Here is a 20,605-nt window from a genome sequence, read left to right as displayed (position 1 = left end):
TTTCCCGATCATGCGACCGCAAAACTCGGCCCGGCCGATGATGACCGGCCGGGCCGAGAGGACTCCGCCCGACCGGCCTAGCGCACGCCGCCCGGGCTCAGCGTCCGCGGAGCTTGTTGACCCGGGAGCCGACGCCCCAGCCGGTGACCCGCCACAGGGCCTCCACGACGATGTCCTTGCTCATCTTGCTGTCGCCGCGCTCGCGCTCGACGAAGGTGATCGGCACCTCGACGACGTGGAAGCCGCTCTCGACGGCCCGGCGGGCCAGGTCGACCTGGAAGCAGTAGCCCTGCGAGGCGACCTCGTCCAGGCCGAGCCCTTCCAGGGTCTCCTTGCGGAAGGCCCGGTAGCCGCCGGTCACGTCGCGCAGCGGCACGTCCAGCATGGCCCGGCAGTACGTGCTGCCGCCGCGGGAGAGGTACTCGCGGTGCTTGGGCCAGTTCACCACCCGGCCGCCGGGGACCCAGCGCGAGCCGAGCACGAGGTCGGCGCCCTTGAGGGCGGTGAGCAGCCGCGGCAGCTCCTCGGGCCGGTGGGAGCCGTCGGCGTCCATCTCCACCAGGACGCCGAAGCCGTGCTCGATGCCCCACCTGAAGCCCGCCAGGTAGGCGGCGCCGAGCCCTTCCTTGCCCTTGCGGTGCAGCACCTGGACGTGGTCGTCCACCGCCGCGAGTTCGTCGGCGATCTTTCCCGTGCCGTCGGGGCTGTTGTCGTCCGCGACGAGGATGTGCGCCTCCGGCACGGCGGACCGTACCCGCGAGACGATCGGCTTGATGTTCTCCGCCTCGTTGTAGGTCGGAATGATCACCAAAGTGGTGCCGAGCGGACCGTACTTCCGCTGACCGCCGTCTGTCACTGCTGCCCCTTCTCGTCCTTCGTACGCCCGCGCCGGCCAATGACTGTCGCGGCGACGCAGGACAGAAGTCCCACGATAGCGAGCACCCACTCGGGAATGGCACCGACGCGGTCGGCCACGGTCTTTTCATCACGCAGAGGGAGGCTCGCCTCCAGCACCCCTTGGGTGAACTCCGGGATCTTGTGGGTGACCGTACCGTCCGGGGCCACCACCGCGCTGATCCCGCTGGTGGCCGCCGTGACGATGGCACGGCCGTGTTCCACGGCACGCAGCTTGGACATGGCCAGTTGCTGTTCGGGCTGTCCGGTGCGGCCGTAGGTGGCGTTGTTGGTCTGGACGACGAGGGCGCGGGCGCCCGCGTTCACGGTGTCGTGCACGATCTCGTCGTAGGCGACCTCGAAGCAGATGACGTCGCCGAGCCGGGCGGGGCCGACGTCGAGCACGCCGGTGTGGTCGCCCGGGTAGAAGTCGCGGGGCACCCGCTGGAAACGTGTGATGATCTTGCTCAGCTGCTCCCGGAACGGCACGTACTCGCCGAACGGCACCGGGTGCTGCTTGGTGTACGAGGCGCCGGGGCCCTTCACGGGGTCCCAGACGATGCCCTGGTTGAAGACGTAGCCCGGCTTGTCCGGGTGGTCGACGAGGGCGCCGACCAGGACGGGCACGCCGATCGCCTTGACCGCCTCGTCGATGCGGTCGTACGCCTGCGGGTAGCGGAACGGGTCCAGGTCGGAGGCGTTCTCCGGCCAGATGACCAGGTCCGGTTTCTTGGCCTTGCCCGCCTTCACGTCTGCGGCCAGCTTCTCCGTCGCCGTGGCGTGGTTGTCCAGGATCTGCATCGGGCGGCCGAGGAAGTCCATGCCGGGCCGCTGCACGTTGCCCTGGACGATGGCGATGTCGGTGTGGTCGTCCGCGTCGGTGTGCACCGGGACCAGGAGGCCGGCCACCGTGACCGCGGCGGCCAGGCCGACGGCCTCGACGGCGGGCAGGACCGCCTTCGCAGACCGCCCCGGCCCGCGCAGCTTCCACAGGACGACGGCCGCCGCCGCCAGCAGCGAGCCGGCGAGGGCGACGGCGAAGGTCACCAGCGGGGCGCCGCCGAGGGCCGCGAGCGGGGTGAAGGGCGAACCGGTGTTGGCGAAGGCGAGCCGCCCCCAGGGGAAGCCGCCGAAAGGCGCGCGGTCGCGGGCCCACTCCTCCGCGATCCACAGACAGGCGCCCCACAGCGGCCAGAACTTCAGGCGCGAGACGGCCGCGAGGCCGGCTCCGAGCAGCGCCAGGTACAGCGCCTGGATCACCGCCAGCCCGAACACCGCGTCCCAGCCGACGACATGGAGCCACTTGAGCAGGAGGAAGAAGAACGGCAGGCCGAAGGCGAAGCCGGTCCAGGCGCCCTGACGGGCCGTCCGGGCGCGGGTCAGCAGGCCGAGGGCGGCGACGGCGGCGAGGGACAGCGGCCACAGGTCGTACGGGGGGAAGGCCAGCGCGAGCGCCAAGCCGCTCAGTACGGCGAGCGCGGTGCGCGGCGCCGCACGGCGCACCAGCGCCGCGAACCGGCGACCGCGCCCGGGAACGGCTGGTTGGGGGGTGTCGGAGCCCGATGGCACGGTCGCGGCCTTCCTTGCAGGTCGTGCGGTGGTGTGCAGACCGTACAACGGTGCGCCGCGACGGCGGAGCGGGGGTGGCGGAAGGTACGGGAAGCCGCGTCCGTGGTACGGCGGCGGCAAGCGGGGCTCCGCACACGGTGCGGATCGGGGCCCGGCGCCCTTCGGGCCGACCTGGGACCCGCTGGCTGCGGATCGACCGAAAGCCGTTGTCTACTGAGCAACCGGGCCCCACCCGGGTCGCACCTGCCGATCGGACGAAACCTTTCCGTCGTCCCCGTGCCGCAGGTGCTGGACCTGGCTCCCAGTGGCGGTGTGCCGGTGCGGCACCCCGTCCCATGGCCCAGCTGCGCTCGACGACTGCGCGGAGGTCTCCCGGTCGGACGTCCTGTGGTGGACCCGGCCGAACCTACCGGCCGCCGACCGTCTGCTGTCAACAGTTGGCCAACCAGCGTGGTTTTCGCGTCGCCCCAGGTCGGCGCCCCAGCCCCGCAGGTGGGGCTGGGGCCTGCGGGCGCGTCCCGAGGTGGTACGCGCCCGCGCGAAGTCACTCGTTCGGCCGCTCGTACACCGTACGCCCCGCCACCACCGTCTTCAGGCATACGGGCAGGTCCCGGCCGGGGGTGAGGTCGGGCAGGCCGGGCGTGCCGGAGCGGGGGTCGGTCGACCAGCGCTCGACACGCTCGTCGGGGGCCTGTACGACGAGGTCGCCGGTGCGCCAGACCGCGTAGTCGGCGGGCGCGCCGGGCACCAGGACGCCCGCGTCGTCGCGGCCGACCGCGCGCCAGCCGCCGCGGGTGTGCGCGGTGAAGGCCGCGCGGGCGGAGATGCCGTGCCCGCCGGTGCGGTGGAAGACGGCGGCGCGGACGGTGCCCCACGGGTCCAGCGGGGTGACGGGGCTGTCGGAGCCCAGGGCGAGCGGGACGCCGGCGCGCAGCAGGGCGGCGTACGGGTTGAGGGTACGGGCGCGGTCGGCGCCGAGGCGGGCCGCGTACATGCCGTCCTCGCCGCCCCAGGCCGCGTCGAAGGCGGGCTGGACGGAGGCGGTGAGGGCGAACTCGGCGAACGCGGCGATGGTGGTCCCGGTGAGCATCTCGGCGTGCTCCACGCGGTGCCGGGCGGCCCGGACACGGGCCGTGCCGACGCGGTCGGCGGCGGCCCGTACGCCGTCGGTGACGGCGGTCAGGGCGGCGTCGCCGATGGCGTGGAATCCGGCCTGGAGCCCCGCCTCGGTGCAGGCCGCGACGTGCGCGGCGACGGCGTCGGCGTCCAGGTGGGCGGTGCCGGTGTGGGGCGCGTCGGCGTACGGGGCGTGCAGGTGGGCGGTGTGCGAGCCGAGGGCCCCGTCGGCGAAGAGGTCGCCGGCGGCGCCGAGGGCGCCGAGGGCACGGATGCGGTCGGCGTCCTTTGCGTTGGTGACGATTTCCGCCCAGTAGCCGACGACGCGCGGCCCCGGCCCGCCCGCGGCGCGGGCCAGCAGGGCGGCGAGGTCGTCCTCGCTGGAAATCTCGGGTCCCGCGCACTCGTGGAGGGTGCCGATGCCGACGGACGCGGCGTGCGCCAGGGCCGCCGACTGGGCGGCGTCGCGCTGGGCGGGGGTGACGGTGGCGTACGCGGCGGCTCGCGCGGCGTGGTGCGCGTCGCCGGTCAGCGGCTGCTCGGCATGGAATCCGGGCAGCTCGCGGATGCCGGGGACGAGGTCCAGAAGGGCGGTGGTGACGACCGCCGAGTGCACGTCCACCCGGGTCAGGTAGAGCGGGCGGCCGCCGGCCGCGGCGTCCAGCTCGGCGCGGGATGGGGGCCGGCCCTCGGGCCAGGCGGAGGCGTCCCAGCCGTGCCCCAGCAGGACCCGGTCGGCGGGGCGCGCCGCGGCGTGCTCCCGGACGCGGGCCAGCGCGTCGGCGAGCGTACCGGCCCGGGTCAGGTCCAGGCCGGTGAGCGCGAGGCCGGTGGCCGTCGTGTGCACGTGTGCGTCTGTGAACGCCGGGGTGACGAGCGCGCCGTCCAGGTGGACGACCTCGTCCACGCCGTCGGCGAAGGAGTCGGCGGCGCCCTCCTCGCCGACCCAGGCGACGCTGCCGCCCTCGATCACCATGGCGGTGGCGAAGGGGTCGGCGGGGCTGTGCACCTCCCCGCCGCGGAGCAGGACGGTACGGGGCCGGGCCGGGTCGGGGGTGCGCTCACTCATAGCGGACAGTCTGGCCCCTGCGAGCAGCACTCCCGCGCGCGGGGTCGGGATTCCGACGCCCGGCGTGCGCGGCGCCCGCGCGGGCGGACCGGCCGGAGACACGCCCCCGGCGCGCGCAACGCACCGGACAGCGTCAGATGCGCGGCGGGCGGGCCTCGTACGGCGTGGAGAGCACGACCGTGGTGCGCGTGGAGACCCCGGCCAGCGTGCGGATACGGGTCAGCAGGTGCTCCAGCTCCAGGGGCGTGGCGACCCGCACCTTGAGGATGTAGTTCTCGTCGCCCGCCACGCTGTGGCACGCCTCCAGCTCCGGCACCTCGGCGAGGCGGTCGGCGATGTCGTCCGGGGCGCTGGGGTCGAAGGGTTTCACCGAGATGAAGGCGGTGAGCGGCAGCCCCACGGCCTCCGGGTCCACGATGGCGGCATAGCCGCGAATGACACCGCGCTGCTCCAGGCGGCGCACCCGCTGGTGCACCGCCGAAGTGGACAGGCCGGTGGCCTTGCCCAGGTCGGTGTAGCTCATCCGCCCGTCCTTGACGAGCAGATCCACGATTTGTCGGTCCAACTCCTCCACCCGATCAACCTACTGTGCTCGGGCGCATATGCGCACCGTGCGCCGGATCGTGGGCACGTTCGCGCGGAGTGTGTGACCAATGCCACACGCGTGACCCCGTATCCCGAGGGGCTCGGCGATTATGCGCGGGGCATGGGGGGAATTGCTCGTGATGGCCGGAGCCGCCCGTCACAGGAAGCCGGCGGCCCACACACGGCCCACCCGAGGGGGATGACCACTATGCGACGTCTGAAGTCCGAAGTCACGCCGCTCAGCCACGACGCCGAGGAGGGCGACAGTCTCGGCTTCGCCGGCGACGACGATCCGTACGACGTTTTCGAGACCATGGAGATCTTCCGGGTGAACTGCCCGGACTGCGCCCAGCCGATCGCGATGCTGGCAGACGAGGACACACTGCCGGAGCACGCGCTGTGCCCGACGCCGTGGGACCCGTTCTGCCTGACGGTGTGCGAGGGCTCGGGGCGGCCGGTGGCCGACGCCCCGTCACCGGACGACGCGATGGAGGCGCAGGAGCGGGACGCGGGCGTGCTGCTGACCCTCCCGGAGGGACTCGACTGGCGGCGGCAGCCGTTCTCGCACGTGGGCGACCCCGGCACGCGGCCGACGCGGGTGCCGCGCATGCGCAGGCCCTGAGCCCGGCGGGAGCGGACACCCGCTCCCGCGCCACCTCGGCGGCGCTACGGGGCCGCCGAGGACGCTTCCCGGACCCCGCCGGTAGCCGCCTCACCGGTGACGGCCCTCACCAGTAGCGGCCCTCGATCATCGCCTCCAGCGTCGCCCGGTGCATGATCAGCGCGTCCGGGTCGGCCGGTGCGGGCACCTCCCCGAAATGAACCTGCCGGGAGGCCACGCGCAGCATGACCACGGCGTGCCGCAGGGCCGCGTAGAGGGTGTGGAAGTCCATGGCCCGCGGCTCGTGGCCGGTGAGCCGCGCGTAGCGCTCCTCGACGCGGTCGCGGCGCAGGAGGCCCGGCAGGCCGTACTGGCCGCCGCTCTCCGTCAGGTCCTGGAAGAACCGGTGGAGGTAGATCATCCAGCCCAGGTCGAGTTCGCGCGGGCCGAGTGCGGCCATTTCCCAGTCCAGGACGGCGGCGGGCGCGAAGCCGTCGTAGACGATGTTCCCGATGCGCGCGTCGCCCCAGGTCATGACCGTGCCGTCGGCGTCTTCGGCGTCCGGCGGCCAGTGGTCTTCCAACCAGGCGAACCCGCGTTCGATGAGCGGCGACCGTTCCCGTCCCGTGACGACCCACGCGTAGTACGCCCGTTGGGACGCCACGTGCCGGCGCAGCGCGCTTCCGCTGCCGGGCAGGGCGAGGAACTGTGCCTCTTCGACGGGAACCTGGTCGTGGATCCGGGCGAGGACCGAGACCGTGGCCGCTTCCAGGCCAGCGCGCTCCGCGTCGGTGGCCGCGTGCAGCCAACTCCCCTCGTATGTGTAGGGCATGACATCCGGCGGTACGCGGCCTTGGGCGCGCTCCATCACGAAGAACGGCGCGCCGAGCGGCCCCGGGTCCTCTTCGAGCCAGAAGGTGGGCGGCACGGGCACGTCGGTGCGCTCGGCGACCAGGCGCATCGTCCGGTACTGGCGGGCCATGTCATAGGTGGGGAATACCGTGTAAGCGGCGATGTCGGCGGCGAGGCGCAACGCGCAGGAGCGGGCGGGCGGACGGGGGTGGTCGATGTCGAAGAGCAGGGTTTCGCTGGACATGCCGTTGGAGGCGGGGACGGTCGCCGCGACCGCTCGCGCGCCGGGCAGGCGGACGGCCAGCCACGCGGAGAGGCGCCGGGTCAGCTCCGCGGGGTCGCGGGTGGTGGTGCGGGGCCGGGGCGCGCTGCTCACGACCGGCCCCCGGCGGGTCGCGCCGCCTCCGCGCCGGCCGGTGCCGTGTCGGCGTATCCGGTGAAGCCGCTGGGGTCGTGGCGGCCGAAGCTGCCGTGCTCGAAGATTCCGTAGCCGGTGCGTCCTTCGAGGGTGAAGCGGGCCGCGTGGTCCGTGACGCCGTAGGCGGCCAAGGGATGGGCGGCGGGGTCGGCGAGGTCGTAGGTGCGGCGGTCGGTCCAGCCGTGTCCGCGCCAGGTGCCGTGCTGCCAGTCGTCGGCGGGCGGATAGCCCGCGCCGACGGCCAGGGGTGAGGAGGTGAGGATCTCGGCGGCGAGTTCGAGCGGCTCGCGGCCCGGGCCGGTGAGGTGGAGCACGGCCCTTTCGGGCTGCCGGGTACCCGCCCGGTAGGTGATGTCGGCGTACGGCCAGCCGAGTTGGGCATCGGGCGTGCCGTCGCGGACCAGCAGCGCCTCGTTGAGCGTACGGTGTCCGTCGGCGTCCTCCTGGACGACGACCATGACGAACCGGTCGTCGAAGCGGACCGGGCACCAGATCCAGTGGAAGCCCTCGGGCCGCGCCTCCTCCGCCGCGCGGCCGGTCTCCTCGCCGGGGATCGGCCGGACGCCCCAGCTGCGGTCACGGGTGCCGGTCCACTCCCCCGTGGTGACGGCCAGTTCCTCGCCGGCGGCGCGGACGGTGCCGGTACAGGTGCCCGCCTGGACGAAGCGGCGGCCCTCCAGGATGAGCCGGCCGCCGCGGTACTGGGTGTGGTGCGGTTCCCAGACGGCGGGGAAGGCGGCGTGCCATTCGAGGTCGTAGGAGAGACCGTCTGGGTCGGCCGGGTCGGCCGCGCAGCGCAGCCGCAGCCGTTCGAGGGGCCGGTCGACGGTGATGGTGAGGGGCCCGACGGCAAGGGCGAGGCGGTCGTCGGTCAGCGCGTCGGAGGCCCGTACGGCGTGCAGGCGGTCGCCGAGCCGGAGGGTGGCGTAGGCGTCGATGACCCCGGTGTTGGGGTAGACGCCGAGGCCGGCGACGAGCAGCGCGCGGCCTGCGTGGTCCACGACGTGGAAGATGCACCGGTCGTACGCGTTGCGGTCGCCGGTGGCGACATGCCGCATCGACAGCGGGACTTGGTGGATCGGGTATTCGTCGAGCGCGATCGGACGGTCGGTCACGGGAACCTCCTGGACGCGCGGTCGGACGCGAGCCGGAGACCGTGGAGCGCGGGGTCCTCCGTCCCGCGTAAAGCATTTGACGGTACGTCAGGAGCCGTCGGCGGGCCATAGCCGTACCCACGCGGGCAGGGGCCGCCTCCGCCCCGCGCCCGCCTGACACGGAGGTCCCCGCCTGCCCCGTACGGCGTACGCCGCCCCGTACAGTGGAACGACAAGGCCATCACGGACACCGGCGACCGAAGCAGCGACCGAACGAGGGGGACACCATGACGACGGCGAGCTCCGGGCAGGGCCCGAGCAGCCTGCACTGTCTGCGCTGCGGCCTGGCGGTGACGGGCTTCGCCGGCTGCCCCCGGTGCGCGGCGGAGGGCATCGGTGCCAACACGATGCCCCCGCTCGCCGATCTGGGCGGCCTGGATCTCGCGTCCTACCCGGGCGGCCCCTGGGGGTGGCCGGAGACGCTGCCGGTCAGCGGGCCGCCGGTAACCCTCGGTGAAGGCGGAACGCCGAACGTACGGTTGCGCACCGATCCGGCCGCGCTCGGCGACGGCAACGCCCCCGAGTGCGGCAGCGAGCTGTGGGTCAAGTACGAGGGTGCCAACCCGACCGGCTCGCACAAGGACCGGGCGATGGCGGTCGGCGTGGCCGCGGCGCTGGAGACCGGCGCCGACACGGTGACCGCCGCGTCGTCCGGCAACGCGGGCGCGGCGGCCGCGGCCTACGCGGGCCGCGCCGGGCTGCGGTGTGTGGTCTTCAGCGGTGACGGCATGCCGCCCGCGCTGGCCGCGCAGATCGACCTTCTGGGTGCCGAGCAGGTGCGCTGCGAAGGCGGGTTCCGGGTACGCAACGCCGCGATGGCGCAGGCCGTCGAGGAGCACGGCTGGTACCCGCTGACCAGCTACTCCTCGCCTTCCCCCGGCGGGAACCCGTACGCCAACGAGGGGTACAAGTCGGTGGCGTACGAGCTGGCGCGGGACTTCGCGGGGCGGCGGATCGGCGCCGTGGTCGTACCGACGAGCCGGGCGGACCTGCTGGCGGGGATCGAGCGCGGCTTCCAGGAGCTGGCGGCCGCCGGGCTGGTGTCCGCGGCGCCGCGGATGGTGGCCGCCGAGCCCGCTGGGGCGGCGCCGTTCACCGCGGCGCTGCGCCACGCCGACCGCGCGGCCCAGGAGCGCACGCGTGTGGTGAGCCACCCCACCGCCGCCTTCTCGCTCGGCGAGGAACGCCCGTGCTGGCAGGGCCTGGACGCGCTGTGGCGATCCGGCGGCACGGCCGTCGCAGTGGCGGAAAAGGAGTTCGTCGCCGAACAGCGCCGCCTCGCCGAGCAGGGCCTGCTGCTGGAGGTGTCGTCCAGTGTCGCGGTGTCCGCGGCCCGCCGGCTGCTGCGCGAGCTGCCGGAACTGGTGGTGGCCATCGGCACGGCCACGGGCATGAAGGGGCTGGGCGCGGCCGGGCAGTGATCGCGCCGCCGGGACACCCCGGCGGCAGCCCGCTCCCGGCCCGCCGGCACCACTTCCGTACGCGGTGGTGGTACCCGGCCCCGTCGCGGGTCAGAGGGATTCGGGCCCCACGAGCTGGCGCGCGACGACCATGCGCTGGATCTGGTTGGTGCCCTCGACGATTTGGAGCACCTTGGCCTCGCGCATGTAGCGCTCGGCCGGGAAGTCGAGGGTGTAGCCGTACCCGCCGAGGAGCTGGACGGCATCCGTCGTGACGCGCATCGCGGCATCGGTGCAGAACAGCTTGGCCATCGCCGCCTCCTTCGAGAACGGCAGCCCGGCGTCGCTCAGACGGGCGGCGGCCAGGTAGAGCGCACGGCCTGCCTCGATCTGGGTGGCCATGTCGGCGATCATGAAGCGCAGGCCCTGGAAGTCGGCGAGCGGGCGGCCGAACTGCTTCCGGGAGGCGGTGTACGCCAGCGCCTCGTCCAGGGCGGCCTGCGCGACGCCGATGGCGCAGGCGGCGATGCCCAGGCGCCCGGAGTCCAGGGCGGACAGGGCCACGCCGAAGCCCTGCCCCTCGTCCCCGATGCGGCGGGCGTCGGGCACCCGTACGCCGTCGAAGTGCAGCTGGGCGGTGGGCGAGCCCTTCATGCCCATCTTGCGCTCGGGGACGGCGGCGGTCAGCCCTTCCGCGTCGCCCGGCACCAGGAAGGCCGTGATGCCGTGGGCGCCCTTGCCGCCCGTGCGGGCCAGCACGGTGTAGAAGTCGGCGATGCCGCCGTGCGTGATCCACGCCTTGGTGCCGTCCAGAGTCCACATGTCACCGTCGCGGACCGCCCTGGTGGACAGGGAGGCGGCGTCGGAACCGGCGGAGGGCTCGGAGAGACAGTAGGCACCCAGCAGACCTCCGCCGAGCATGGCGGGCAGGTGGGTGGTGCGCTGTTCCTTGGTGCCGAACCGGGCGAGCGCGTGGCAGGCGAGGGTGTGCACGCTGACACCGAGACCCACGGTCAGCCGCCCTGCGGCCAGTTCCTCCAACACCTGCAGGTAGACCTCGTAGGGCTGGCCACCGCCGCCGTGCTCCTCGGGGTACGGGAGGGACAGCAGTCCGGACTCGGAGAGCAGGGTGAAGGTCTGCCGGGGGAACCGGCCGGCGTCCTCCTGCTCGGCCGCGACCGGCTTGATCTCGCGCTCGACGAGGTCCCGTACCAGCGTCAGCAGGTCGCGGGCTTCCTCGGTGGGCAGCCTGCGGTCCACCGGCCGGGGGCCGTACTCGGTCATGGCGGCGCTCTCCTCCCTGTCGGGCGCTACGACGACGCGCGCGAGGGTGGGGCGGCGTCGCCGGACGTACACAGCAGTGCTCAGCCGATGATCTCCCACCGGATCGCGGAGGGCGGTGACCTGCAGCTGTGGCGCTGTGAGTATGCCCGATCGACAGCTTCCCGTCACCGGTTGACAGCGATCTTGTTCCGCTGCCCGGCGAACTTCGTCACCCCCGCACCAGCGGCTTCGCCCGCCCACCCGAACGAACGGCAAGGCAGCACCCTCTTCCCGTCCTCCTTCCGCCCCCTCCCCCAGCCCCGCCACCTGGGCCGTTACCCCCGCACTCCCGGCTGTCCGGCAGGACCAACGGCGGCTGTACGCAGCGCGAAATTGGTCCAAACCATTGACCACACTGGTCTAGTCCTTCTACCTTCTCCCCCAACACTCAACGCGTTCATGCCAATTCGGGACGCGTGTCAGGCAGTACCCCCTCGACCCCCCTCCGAGGAGACGACATGCTCAGACCGCTCCGCTCGCGATCGCCGCGCCGACTGATCGCGGCCACCACCGCGCTGTGTACGGCGGCCCTGGTCGGCAGCCTGTTCGCCGGCACGGCCACCGCGAACTCCCCCGCCGCCGCGTCAGCCGCGACGACCGCGTCCGCACCGGCCACCCCCACGGCGGCCGGCGGCAAGGTGGTCGGCTACTTCACCAACTGGGGCGTGTACGACCGCAACTACCACGTCAAGAACATCCAGACGTCCGGATCGGCCGACAAGCTGACCCACATCAACTACGCCTTCGGCAACGTCCAGGGCGGCAAGTGCGCCATCGGCGACGCGTACGCCGACTACGACAAGGCCTACACCGCCGACCAGAGCGTCGACGGCAAGGCGGACACCTGGGACGCCGGCGCGCTGCGCGGCAACTTCAACCAGCTGCGCAAGCTCAAGAAGCTGCACCCGAACCTCAAGGTGATCTGGTCCTTCGGCGGCTGGACCTGGTCGGGCGGCTTCGCCGAGGCCGCCAAGAACCCCAACGCGTTCGCGCAGTCCTGCCTGGACCTGGTCCAGGACAAGCGCTGGGCCGACGTCTTCGACGGCATCGACATCGACTGGGAATACCCGAACGCCTGCGGCCTGACCTGCGACACCAGCGGCCGAGAAGCGCTCACCAACCTCCTCAAGGCACTGCGCGCCAAGTTCAACGGCAAGTTGGTGACGGCGGCCATCAGCGCCGACGCCTCGCCCGGCGGCAAGCTGGACGCCGCCGACTACAAGGGCGCGTCCCAGTACGTCGACTGGTACAACCCGATGACGTACGACTACTTCGGCGCCTGGGACGCCAAGGGACCGACGGCCCCGCACTCGCCGCTGACCTCCTACAACGGCATCCCCAAGGCCGGTTACAACACCACCGACACCATCAAGAAGCTCAAGAGCCTGGGCATCCCCGCCAACAAGCTGCTGCTGGGCCTCGGCTTCTACGGACGCGGCTGGCAGGGTGTGACCCAGGACGCCCCGGGCGGCACGGCGACGGGCGCGGCGCCCGGCAAGTACGAGGCGGGCATCGAGGACTACAAGATCCTCAAGACCCGCTGCCCGGCCACCGGCAAGGTCGCCGGCACGGCCTACGCGAAGTGCGGCACCCAGTGGTGGAGCTACGACACCCCGGAAACCATCGGCACCAAGATGGCATACAAGAACCAGCAGGGCCTGGGCGGCACGTTCTTCTGGGAACTGAGCGGCGACACGACAAACGGCGAGCTGATCAAGGCCATCAAGTAGGCGGTCACTGAGCGGCACGGCGCCGCTCTGGCCGGTTGGGGCTGCCGCGGCCTGTCCACCACCGTTCACGGGGGCGGACAGGCCGCGTCGCTGTGGGAGTTGCCGGTTCACAGCGATGCGGCGGCAGCGGACACGCATTCACCGACGAAGCCCGGCCCGTACTCCACGGGCCGGGCTTCGTCGGCGTACACCCGCACCCACTCGGCAATTTCTCGCAGGTACCGGCACCTTCCGTCAGAAGCTCGCAGAGGTCTGCCGTGCCGATTTCCCACTCGTCTCTCAGTCGATCACGGACAACTGACTGGCGACCACCCTCCGGTGAGGCGGACCGGACGGCCGGGGGCTGACAGCCGGAAAAACGTCACCGTGCCGGGCGAGGCTGAGCGTCCTATCGGCCGGGCCGCTACATAGGTGGATCGGCCCTCGCTCCGCGTGCGGACCGTGCGGTGAGTCAGGCCGGAGCCGGCGCGCCTGCGATGATCGTGCTCGACGCCGTAGCAGGACTCCTACAAACCTGCCGTCTTGATGGCATGGTCGTCGCCGCGCCACACCTCCGTCTCGATCACCCACGCCCTCTGCGCCCTTCGGCCCCCTCCCAGGAGGCCGACGACATCGACGCGGCATGCCCAGCACCTGCAGGTAGCAGCGTGATCAGACCACTAGGCGCCGTTTCTCGGATCATGTGCGGAGCCAGATGATGAGTGCGGCGAGGGTGACGGTGCCGAGGTAGGTGTGGGCCCGTTTCTCGTAGCGTGTGGCGACGGCGCGGAAGCCTTTCAGACGGTTGATGGCACGTTCGACGGTGTTGCGTTTCTTGTAGTGCTCGCGGTCGAACCCGGTGGGCCGATCGCCGTAGGAACCGCCCGGTCCATAGGGCTCGGGTCTGTGAAGTCGCCCCCTTTCTTCGCGCGTACGTGCGCAAAGTCGAGGACGACGCGGGAAATGTCAGTCAGGCCCGCGTCGTCGAGTTGATTCAGGGCTGCTTCACGCAGCCGGTCCCCAGACACCGTCCCTCGACCAGATCCAGGAAGCGGCGAACGGCGTTGGATTCGGGGTGCCGGAGCACGGCGGTGAGGACCGCCGGGCACAGCCGCTGACCGACACATGGACGAGGGACGCGAGGAGGGCCTCCGTCCGGCAAAACACACGTTCCCTCTCATTCGAGTGGGTGGGCTCCAACGTCTGCTCTCGGCGAAAGGCGGCACGTTTTGCGGCAGCGCTCCTGAATCATTGCGGCGGGCCGCACGTCCGATGGGCTTGAGCGGCAGAAGGTGCCGGACTGTGAGGTGCGTGTCTACGGGCGCGGCTGGGGGGCAGGGGGGTGAGCCGGGCGAGTTGTGCCTTGGTGGCCCGGTAGTCGGAGTCGCGTAGGACCAGGGTGTCGGCGGCGATCATGACGAGGCTGAAGTTGAACAATCCGACGAGCGGGATGATGCCCAGGTGCATCAGCGCCGCCGTGCCGGCCGCCAATTCCCTGATCCACCGGTAGCGACTCGCGGCGAGCAGGGGGAAGGCCACTTCCAACAGCACGCTGGTGTAGGAGATGGCGACCGTGATCGCGGGGATCGAGACCAGCGTCGTGAGCAGTTCCGTCGGCGGTGGCCTGAGTGAGCGGACGACGTAGTAGAAGGCGGTGCCTTCCTGCCACCGGGGGCCGAGTAGCTTCCACAGGCCCGCCATGAAGTACAGGACGCAGATCTGGAACACCATGAGGAAGACCACGCAGTTGTGCAGGATGTGCGGCGCACTCGGGCATCCTTCCCGTGCGGCCAGGCGCTTGCGCGTGCGGGCTGCGAAAGGGCTCAGGCGGGCATCGCACACGGTGAAGATCATGAAGGTCAGCAGGAACCGCGCCAGGAGGTGGCCGTGGTCCAGGGCTTGTCCGTTGCGGACCTCGAACGACCAGTACAGGAGCAGGTGCACCACCGTGAGGACCCGTCCGCCGCAGACGCAGAAGGCCAGGGCCGCCAGGAGGCCGAGGTGGTACACCGCCTCGAAGTAAGCGGGGTGGGGGTTCCACGCGTAGGCGGAGGTGACGGACAGGTGGACGGTCTCCCGGAAGCGGTGCAGCGGGATGTACCCCTCGGGCCCCCACAGTTCGGCGTGGCGGGCGTAGGCGGACAGGTAGCTCTCCACGGCTGCCGCGCCGAGCAGAAGGCGCAGGAGCGCCAGGCCGGTCAGCCGGTGGTGCCGCAGGGACAGACGGTGCAGTACGTCGAGAATGCCGGTACGTGTTGAGGCCATCCGCGTGTCGGTGCGGAGCGGGGCGGGTTTCCCGCCGTTGTCCGTGGTCGCCATCACCGGGTGTCTTCTCCTGCCTGCCGTACGTAGGGGCGCCAGCCTGTGTCGTGGAGGGTGGCGGTTGCCGTCCGGTGGCCGGAGTGCCGCTCGGGGAAGGGGGCGGCCGGGGTCGCCCGTAGGCGTACGCGTACGGCGGCGATCCGGTCGGTGCCGGACAGCCGGGTCGCCCAGTTCGAGAAGTAGCGGTCCCATGTCGCGCCGGGCCGGTCCCGGTGGCGGGGGGTCACGAAGTCGTCGCGGCACCAGCCGCGGAGCATCCGCCGGGAGAAGTCCTCGTTCGGGACGGCGTCGGAGCGTGTGCCCAGGGCGTGTTGCTGGAAGCACAGCAGCACGTGCCAGTCGGGGTTCTGCCGCACCCAGCGTTCGGCGGCGACGGGAACGATCTCATGGCTGAGGTCCCACTCCACGGTGCGGCCGGCACGGTGCGCCGACTCGGTGAGACGGGCGGTGAGCACCACCTGTGTGTGTTCCTCGGGGATCTGTTTTCCGAACAGGTACCAGCTCTGCCCGAACCAGGGGCCGAAGACGGCGTCGGCCGACGGCACGAGCCGGTCACGCACAGGTGAGGGCGGGGCGTTGAACACCAGGCAGGCGGTGCAGAACGCGGCTGAGACGGTGAGCGACACCGCCCATAGCAGGAGCAACCGGGGCGGGAGGCCGGGCGGTGGTGTGCGAGGCGGCGCGGCAGCACCGGCGTCGTCGGGAGGGGGAGTGCGCGGGCTCATCGAGCTTCCTTTGCCCGGACGGAACTTCGAGCGGCCACAGCCGCTCGTGCAAGGCCACGGGGACCATTGCACGGGCCGGACGTGGCGGGTGTCCAGCCACCTCACCCGACGGAGGGACTGGGCAGGCCGCAAACCCCGCAGCACTGTGCCGGCGTCGCGCACGGGGCGGTCGGCGGGTCCACGGCGCACGAGCCCCGGCGTGCAGGCGCACCTTCCGCAACGCCTCGTGCCCGCGATCAGCATCCGCTTCCCCCTAACCGGGCGTTTGGTGTGCGCCGCGGTTTCCCGGTGCACAAAGGCACCCATCACTTCACCGTGGAAACAGAAGCCCTCAGTGATTACCCCTTCCCCGGTGGACGGCTGGAGTTGGAGGGGGAATACCGCCAATTGCTCCGAAGACGGCCCGTCGCCCGCGTCACCACGCCCACCGGGGATCTGGCCTGGCTGGTCACCGGTTATACCGAGTGCCGCTTTGCCCTGGAGAGTGCGCGTTTCGACCGCGATCTGATCGCGGCCCCCACCGGCCCGCGTCAGCAGGAGGCCACCGTGCCCCCTGATGCCTTCAACGGCATGCGCCTCCTGACGGAGGCAGGCATCGCAGGCGAGGTGATGCGCCACCTGTCCCGGCGGCGGGTCGCCCAGCACCGGCCATGGCTGCGACGGTTCGCACACCGGCTGTTCACCGACATGATCAGCAGCGGGCCGCCGGCGGATCTGATGGCGGATTTCGCCGCGCCCTACCCCTTGGCGGTGATGTGCCGCGTGCTGGGGCTGAGCGTGGCCCGGCAGGACGGGCGGCTGCCGCGTCCCGACGAGGAACGGCTGGCCCACTGGGCGGAGCTGGCCTTCAGTTTCAACAGCCGCGGTGCGGCCGAACTCCATGAAGGCTGGGAGCAACTGCGCGCCTACCTGGCGGACGAGGTCGCTCGCGAGCGCCGGCAGCCGTCCGGCGGAATGCTGAGCACCCTGGTCTCCGCCTGCGACGACAAACGCGTTCTGAGCGACGGCCAGCTACTGGACGTGACTGCACTCTTGCTGACCGTCGGGCACAAGACACTGACCAGCTTCCTCGGGCTCGCCGCCGTCGACCTGCTGCGCCATCCCGAACAGGCCCGCCGGCTGGCGGAGGATCCGGCCGGGCTGTTGCCCACGGCCGTCGAAGAACTGCTGCGCCACGTCCTCATCGAGGTCCGCGGTGTCGCCCGTATCGCCACCGCGCGCGTCGAGCTCGGCGGTGCCGTCATCGAACGAGGCGACCTGGTCGTGATCGCCCTGCACGCCGCGGGCCGGGATCCCCGGTGCTTTACCGACCCGGACCGCCTGGACCTCGCGCGCGAACCCGGTACGGAGCATCTGGCCTTCGGCGCCGGCGAGCACATGTGTCCGGGCACCCTGCTGGCCCGCGCACAGATCACCGCGGCGCTGGAGGCTCTGGCCCCCCGCCTGCCCACCCTGTCCCTCGCCGTCGAACCCTCCGACCTGGCCTGGACCGACGGACTCATCCTGCGAACGCCGACGGCAGTGCCCGTCACCTGGTGACGCGGCCTCCCGCCTTTTCACCCCCCGTACCGAGGAGAGGCCATGCCGCTGCCCCTGTCTCCCTCACAGGAGATCGTCTGGTTCCACGAACAGCTCTTCCCGGGCGGTTCCGCATACCACTTCACCGCCGTGATCGACCTGCAGGGCCGGCTCGACACCGGAGTGCTGCGCGAAGCCCTGGCGCGCCTGTTGGACCGCCACCCGGGGCTGCGGCTCGCCCTCACCACGACCGGGGCAGCGCCCGCCGAGCAGGAGGCCGCGAGCCGTTGCACGCCCCGGTTCGCGACCGCGGACCTGACGGGCGCCCAGGTGGGTGAAGCGCCGTACGACAAGGTGCTGCGGGAGCATGCGGTCCCTCCCTTCGCCCTGCACGAGGCTCCGCTCTTGCGCTGGACGCTCGTCAAGCTCTCGGACCGTCATCACCAGCTCCTGCACACCGAGCACCATCTGATCCATGACGGCCGCTCGTTCGCCGTCCTGCTGCACGACCTGTTCACCCTCTACACGGGCCTGCTCAAGGGCACCGCGGCACAGCTTCCCCCGGCGCGCTCGTACGAGGAGTTCCTGGCCTCCGCCGCAAGCGCCCGCTCCGCACCGGAACGCCGCAAAAGCATCGAGCACTGGGCCACCGTGCTGGCAGACGCACCCACCGGACTTCGCCTGCCCGGCCTGGCCCGACGCCCGGCACGGGGCGAGAACGGTACCCAATTGCGCATGGGCATCGACGTGCCGACGGCAAGCCGCCTGCGGGAAGTCAGCCGGCGCCACGGGCACACGCCCTTCGTCACGCTGCTGACGCTGTTCGGGGAGCTGCTGCGCCGGCACAGCACCGGCTCCGGACTCGTCCTGGGTACGGCGGTGGACACCCGACCCGAAGGCTTTGAGCACACGGTGGGCATGTTCGTCAACACCATGCCGGTACGGCTGGACGCCGCACCGGAGCTCCCCGCACACGAGGTGGTGGATGACGTCGCGGAGAGCGTCGTGCGCGGGCTCGCCCATGCGGACGCGCCCATCCAAGAGGTCACCCGCGCGCTCGGATGCTACGCCGCCGACCTTCGCAACCCGCTGTTCCGGGCGATGTTCAGCGCCCACGACGCCGCCATGCCGGCCTTCCGGGTACCGGGACTGGACGTGTCGGTGGAGGAAGGCGTGACCTTCGGTACCGCCCGGTTCGACATCGACGTGGTACTTCTGCCTGACAGCCGGCGGACCGTGGGGCCCAAAGACGGGCAGGGCGGCATGACACTCGTGTGGGACTACGATGCCGACTTCCTGGCTCAGGAGGACGTGCAGGCCCTGCACGACCGCCTCGAAGCGCTGCTCCACGACTATCTCGCCCGGCCGCAGACGCCGCTCGGGATGTTGCGAGCCGTCCCGGACCTGGCGGCGCCGGCCCTCGTGCCGCCCGCGGACGATGAGCACAGCGGTCCGGTCCTCATGGAGGCGGGGGAGGAAGAGCCCGGTCTGCTCGACGATCTGTGCCGTGCGGTGGCCGCCCACGCCCCCGAACGCCCCGCTCTCCTGAGCGGCCTGCGCACCTGCGACTACGGCACCCTGGCCGACCGGGTGGAGCGGCTCGCCGGGACGCTGCGCCGCCACGGTGTCGAAGAAGGCCATCTCGTCGCCTGTCTCCTGCCCCGGGGGGCCGCCTCGGTAGTGGCACTCCTGGCGTGTCTGCGACTGCGTGCCGTGGCCTGTCCGCTGCCGCCGGGGGACCCGGCAGAACGCCGCCGAACGACACTGGACCGTCTGCGCCCGGCAGCTGTGATCACGGCTGGCTCCGGTTACGTGCCGGACGGGTGCCCGCACCTCACCATCGACGACGAAGCGGCGCTCGTATCGCCGGGCAACGACCGCTCCGGCCGGGCCCGGCCGGTGCCCGCCAACGCCCGCACATTGCACGGCGCGGCCTACCTGATCCACACATCGGGCTCCACAGGAACACCGAAAGCCGTAGTGGTCCGCCGCGCGGCGCTCGCGTCGTACGTGTCGGCTCTGACCCGGCGCTACGGGCTGACCGGCCAGGACCGCGCCCTGGCCTTCGCCCAGCCCTGGTTCGACGTGTCCCTGGAAGAGATCCTGCCCACCCTGTACGCCGGCGGCAGCGTGGTACTGCTGCGCAGCGAACTGCCGGACGCCGAAGCCTTCGTGTCGCTCTCCGCCGCCCGCGGTGTCACCGTCGCCAACCTTCCCACCAGCTACTACCTGGCGGTGCGCGAACGGCTGCTCGACTGCCTGCGCGGGCGGCGCTGGGAGCCCCGGCTGCTGGTGCTGGGCGGAGAACGTCTGCGGACCGAGGCCGTACAGGGCCTGTGCACGGCAACGGCGGCCTTCGGCGGCTCCGTCTTCCACGCCTACGGGGTTACCGAAGCCACCGTCACCTCCACCGTCCACGAGGTCACCGCGCAGGACGCCGACCGCGTGCACGGTGAAGTGCCCTTGGGGCGCCCGCTCCCCGGTACCGGCATCCATGTCGTCGACGCGCGGCAACGGCCCGTGCCCTACGGGATGACCGGCGAGATCGTCATCTCGGGTGCCGCACTGGCCGACGGGTATCTCGACGCGCCGGAGGCGGAGGCGGCCCGGTTCGGCGAACTGCCGGGAACCGACGCCGACGGACAGACGGTGCGCGCCTATTTCACCGGCGACCTCGGCTTCGTCGACGCCGCTGGCGACCTCGTCTTCCTGGGCCGCACGGACAACCAGGTCAAGCTGCGCGGCCACCGTATCGAGCTGGAAGAGATCGAGGCTGCCGCCCGCCAAGTGATCGGAGACGTTCCCTGCACGGTCGTCCAGGATGCTGCAGGCCCCTCCGGCCCGCGGCTGGTGGGTTTCTACTGCGATGCCGGGACGGAGCCCGCGCGCCTCGCGGAACTCATCGCCGAGCGCCTGCCGGCCCCCCTGCGCCCGGCCCTGTGGGTGCGGCTGGAAACGCTGCCCACACGCCCCGGCGGGAAACCGGACCGTACCGCCCTCGGCCTGCTCGCCCGCGAGGCGGTGCCGCCTCCCCACAACCATCGCCAACAGGAAGGCGGGAAAACGGACCCTATGGCCCGCGCGGTACCGCAGGGGCACACGGGCGGGCTGCGGGCGACCCTGTCCGAGGCGTGGCACCAGGTACTGGGGCACGGCGGGTTCGGGGAGGACTCGCACTTCTTCCGGGTCGGCGGTCACTCCCTCCTCGTCATCCACCTGATCAGCTGGCTGGAGAGCCGGCTGGGAGCCCGGCCTCCCCTGCGCCTGGTCTTCGAGCGGCCCGTGTTCGGCCCACAGGCCGACGCACTGGAGCACTGGCTGCGAGCACAGCACCTCCCGACCGCCTGACA

General features: G+C 71.9%; 14 protein-coding genes. 5 read left to right on the top strand and 9 right to left on the bottom strand.

From position 1 onward, the window contains the following. Positions 1–97: 97 nt before the first annotated feature. From ACH4K4_RS30380 to ACH4K4_RS30365, 4 genes are all read right to left on the bottom strand, one after another. Entirely contained in the window at positions 98–856 is a 759-nt protein-coding gene (locus ACH4K4_RS30380; protein ID WP_398171697.1) for a polyprenol monophosphomannose synthase, read from the bottom strand. Continuing rightward, positions 853–2,463 carry an apolipoprotein N-acyltransferase gene (gene lnt, locus ACH4K4_RS30375; protein ID WP_398171696.1) on the bottom strand — a complete coding sequence of 537 codons (1,611 nt, stop codon included), beginning with the start codon at positions 2,461–2,463 and terminating at the stop codon, positions 853–855. Before lnt ends, ACH4K4_RS30380 begins: the two co-directional genes overlap by 4 nt. 544 nt (positions 2,464–3,007) lie before the next feature. Then, entirely contained in the window at positions 3,008–4,648 is a 1,641-nt protein-coding gene (locus ACH4K4_RS30370; protein ID WP_398171695.1) for an amidohydrolase, read from the bottom strand. A gap of 133 nt (positions 4,649–4,781) precedes the next feature. Continuing rightward, positions 4,782–5,222 carry an Lrp/AsnC family transcriptional regulator gene (locus ACH4K4_RS30365; protein ID WP_026170119.1) on the bottom strand — a complete coding sequence of 147 codons (441 nt, stop codon included), beginning with the start codon at positions 5,220–5,222 and terminating at the stop codon, positions 4,782–4,784. 210 nt (positions 5,223–5,432) lie between these two features. Here ACH4K4_RS30365 and ACH4K4_RS30360 point away from each other — a divergent pair, with 210 nt between their 5' ends. Further along, complete coding sequence (locus ACH4K4_RS30360; protein WP_398171694.1) at positions 5,433–5,855, top strand: hypothetical protein; 423 nt, start codon at positions 5,433–5,435, stop codon at positions 5,853–5,855. Positions 5,856–5,961: 106 nt separating this feature from the next. Here ACH4K4_RS30360 and ACH4K4_RS30355 read toward each other — a convergent pair whose 3' ends face one another. Together ACH4K4_RS30355 and ACH4K4_RS30350 are read right to left on the bottom strand one after the other, a co-directional pair. After that, positions 5,962–7,062 carry a phosphotransferase family protein gene (locus tag ACH4K4_RS30355; RefSeq protein WP_398171693.1) on the bottom strand — a complete coding sequence of 367 codons (1,101 nt, stop codon included), beginning with the start codon at positions 7,060–7,062 and terminating at the stop codon, positions 5,962–5,964. Beyond that, positions 7,059–8,219, bottom strand: coding sequence for a hypothetical protein (locus tag ACH4K4_RS30350; protein WP_398171692.1), 1,161 nt, complete (start codon positions 8,217–8,219; stop codon positions 7,059–7,061). Before ACH4K4_RS30350 ends, ACH4K4_RS30355 begins: the two co-directional genes overlap by 4 nt. Positions 8,220–8,485: 266 nt before the next feature. On the opposite strand from ACH4K4_RS30350, the gene ACH4K4_RS30345 reads away from it, so the two are divergent. After that, the gene (locus tag ACH4K4_RS30345; RefSeq protein ID WP_398171691.1) at positions 8,486–9,679 is read left to right on the top strand and encodes a pyridoxal-phosphate dependent enzyme; all 1,194 of its coding nucleotides are present in this window, start codon (positions 8,486–8,488) and stop codon (positions 9,677–9,679) included. Between the two features lie 90 nt (positions 9,680–9,769). On the opposite strand, the gene ACH4K4_RS30340 is transcribed toward ACH4K4_RS30345, so the two are convergent. Then, on the bottom strand, positions 9,770–10,942 hold the full coding sequence (locus ACH4K4_RS30340) for an acyl-CoA dehydrogenase family protein (protein WP_398171690.1): 1,173 nt from the start codon (positions 10,940–10,942) through the stop codon (positions 9,770–9,772). Between the two features lie 497 nt (positions 10,943–11,439). Here ACH4K4_RS30340 and ACH4K4_RS30335 point away from each other — a divergent pair, with 497 nt between their 5' ends. After that, the gene (locus tag ACH4K4_RS30335; protein ID WP_398171689.1) at positions 11,440–12,711 is read left to right on the top strand and encodes a glycoside hydrolase family 18 protein; all 1,272 of its coding nucleotides are present in this window, start codon (positions 11,440–11,442) and stop codon (positions 12,709–12,711) included. A 1,227-nt stretch (positions 12,712–13,938) separates the two neighbouring features. On the opposite strand, the gene ACH4K4_RS30330 is transcribed toward ACH4K4_RS30335, so the two are convergent. Beyond that, positions 13,939–15,009 carry a hypothetical protein gene (locus ACH4K4_RS30330; protein ID WP_398171688.1) on the bottom strand — a complete coding sequence of 357 codons (1,071 nt, stop codon included), beginning with the start codon at positions 15,007–15,009 and terminating at the stop codon, positions 13,939–13,941. After that, positions 15,009–15,737, bottom strand: a complete 729-nt coding sequence (locus ACH4K4_RS30325) for a DUF5819 family protein (protein WP_398171687.1) — start codon at positions 15,735–15,737, stop codon at positions 15,009–15,011. The genes ACH4K4_RS30330 and ACH4K4_RS30325 overlap by 1 nt, the downstream gene beginning before the upstream one ends. A 315-nt stretch (positions 15,738–16,052) precedes the next feature. Here ACH4K4_RS30325 and ACH4K4_RS30320 point away from each other — a divergent pair, with 315 nt between their 5' ends. Beyond that, complete coding sequence (locus ACH4K4_RS30320) at positions 16,053–17,276, top strand: cytochrome P450 (protein WP_398171686.1); 1,224 nt, start codon at positions 16,053–16,055, stop codon at positions 17,274–17,276. Positions 17,277–17,318: 42 nt separating this feature from the next. Continuing rightward, the gene (locus ACH4K4_RS30315) at positions 17,319–20,603 is read left to right on the top strand and encodes an amino acid adenylation domain-containing protein (RefSeq protein ID WP_398171685.1); all 3,285 of its coding nucleotides are present in this window, start codon (positions 17,319–17,321) and stop codon (positions 20,601–20,603) included. Positions 20,604–20,605: the final 2 nt, after the last annotated feature.

Origin of the sequence: Streptomyces sp. NPDC017529, assembly GCF_044329785.1 — a bacterium.
Lineage (GTDB): Bacteria > Actinomycetota > Actinomycetes > Streptomycetales > Streptomycetaceae > Streptomyces.
This window is presented reverse-complemented; position numbering and strand designations above follow the sequence as displayed.

What these genes read in the sequence shown, in the direction of transcription:
- ACH4K4_RS30370 (WP_398171695.1), bottom strand. Translation starts at nt 4,648, where the DNA reads ATGAGTGAGCGCACCCCCGACCCGGCCCGGCCCCGTACCGTCCTGCTC.
- ACH4K4_RS30360 (WP_398171694.1), top strand. Translation starts at nt 5,433, where the DNA reads ATGACCACTATGCGACGTCTGAAGTCCGAAGTCACGCCGCTCAGCCAC.
- ACH4K4_RS30345 (WP_398171691.1), top strand. Translation starts at nt 8,486, where the DNA reads ATGACGACGGCGAGCTCCGGGCAGGGCCCGAGCAGCCTGCACTGTCTG.
- ACH4K4_RS30340 (WP_398171690.1), bottom strand. Translation starts at nt 10,942, where the DNA reads ATGACCGAGTACGGCCCCCGGCCGGTGGACCGCAGGCTGCCCACCGAG.
- ACH4K4_RS30335 (WP_398171689.1), top strand. Translation starts at nt 11,440, where the DNA reads ATGCTCAGACCGCTCCGCTCGCGATCGCCGCGCCGACTGATCGCGGCC.
- ACH4K4_RS30330 (WP_398171688.1), bottom strand. Translation starts at nt 15,009, where the DNA reads ATGGCGACCACGGACAACGGCGGGAAACCCGCCCCGCTCCGCACCGAC.
- ACH4K4_RS30325 (WP_398171687.1), bottom strand. Translation starts at nt 15,737, where the DNA reads ATGAGCCCGCGCACTCCCCCTCCCGACGACGCCGGTGCTGCCGCGCCG.
- ACH4K4_RS30315 (WP_398171685.1), top strand. Translation starts at nt 17,319, where the DNA reads ATGCCGCTGCCCCTGTCTCCCTCACAGGAGATCGTCTGGTTCCACGAA.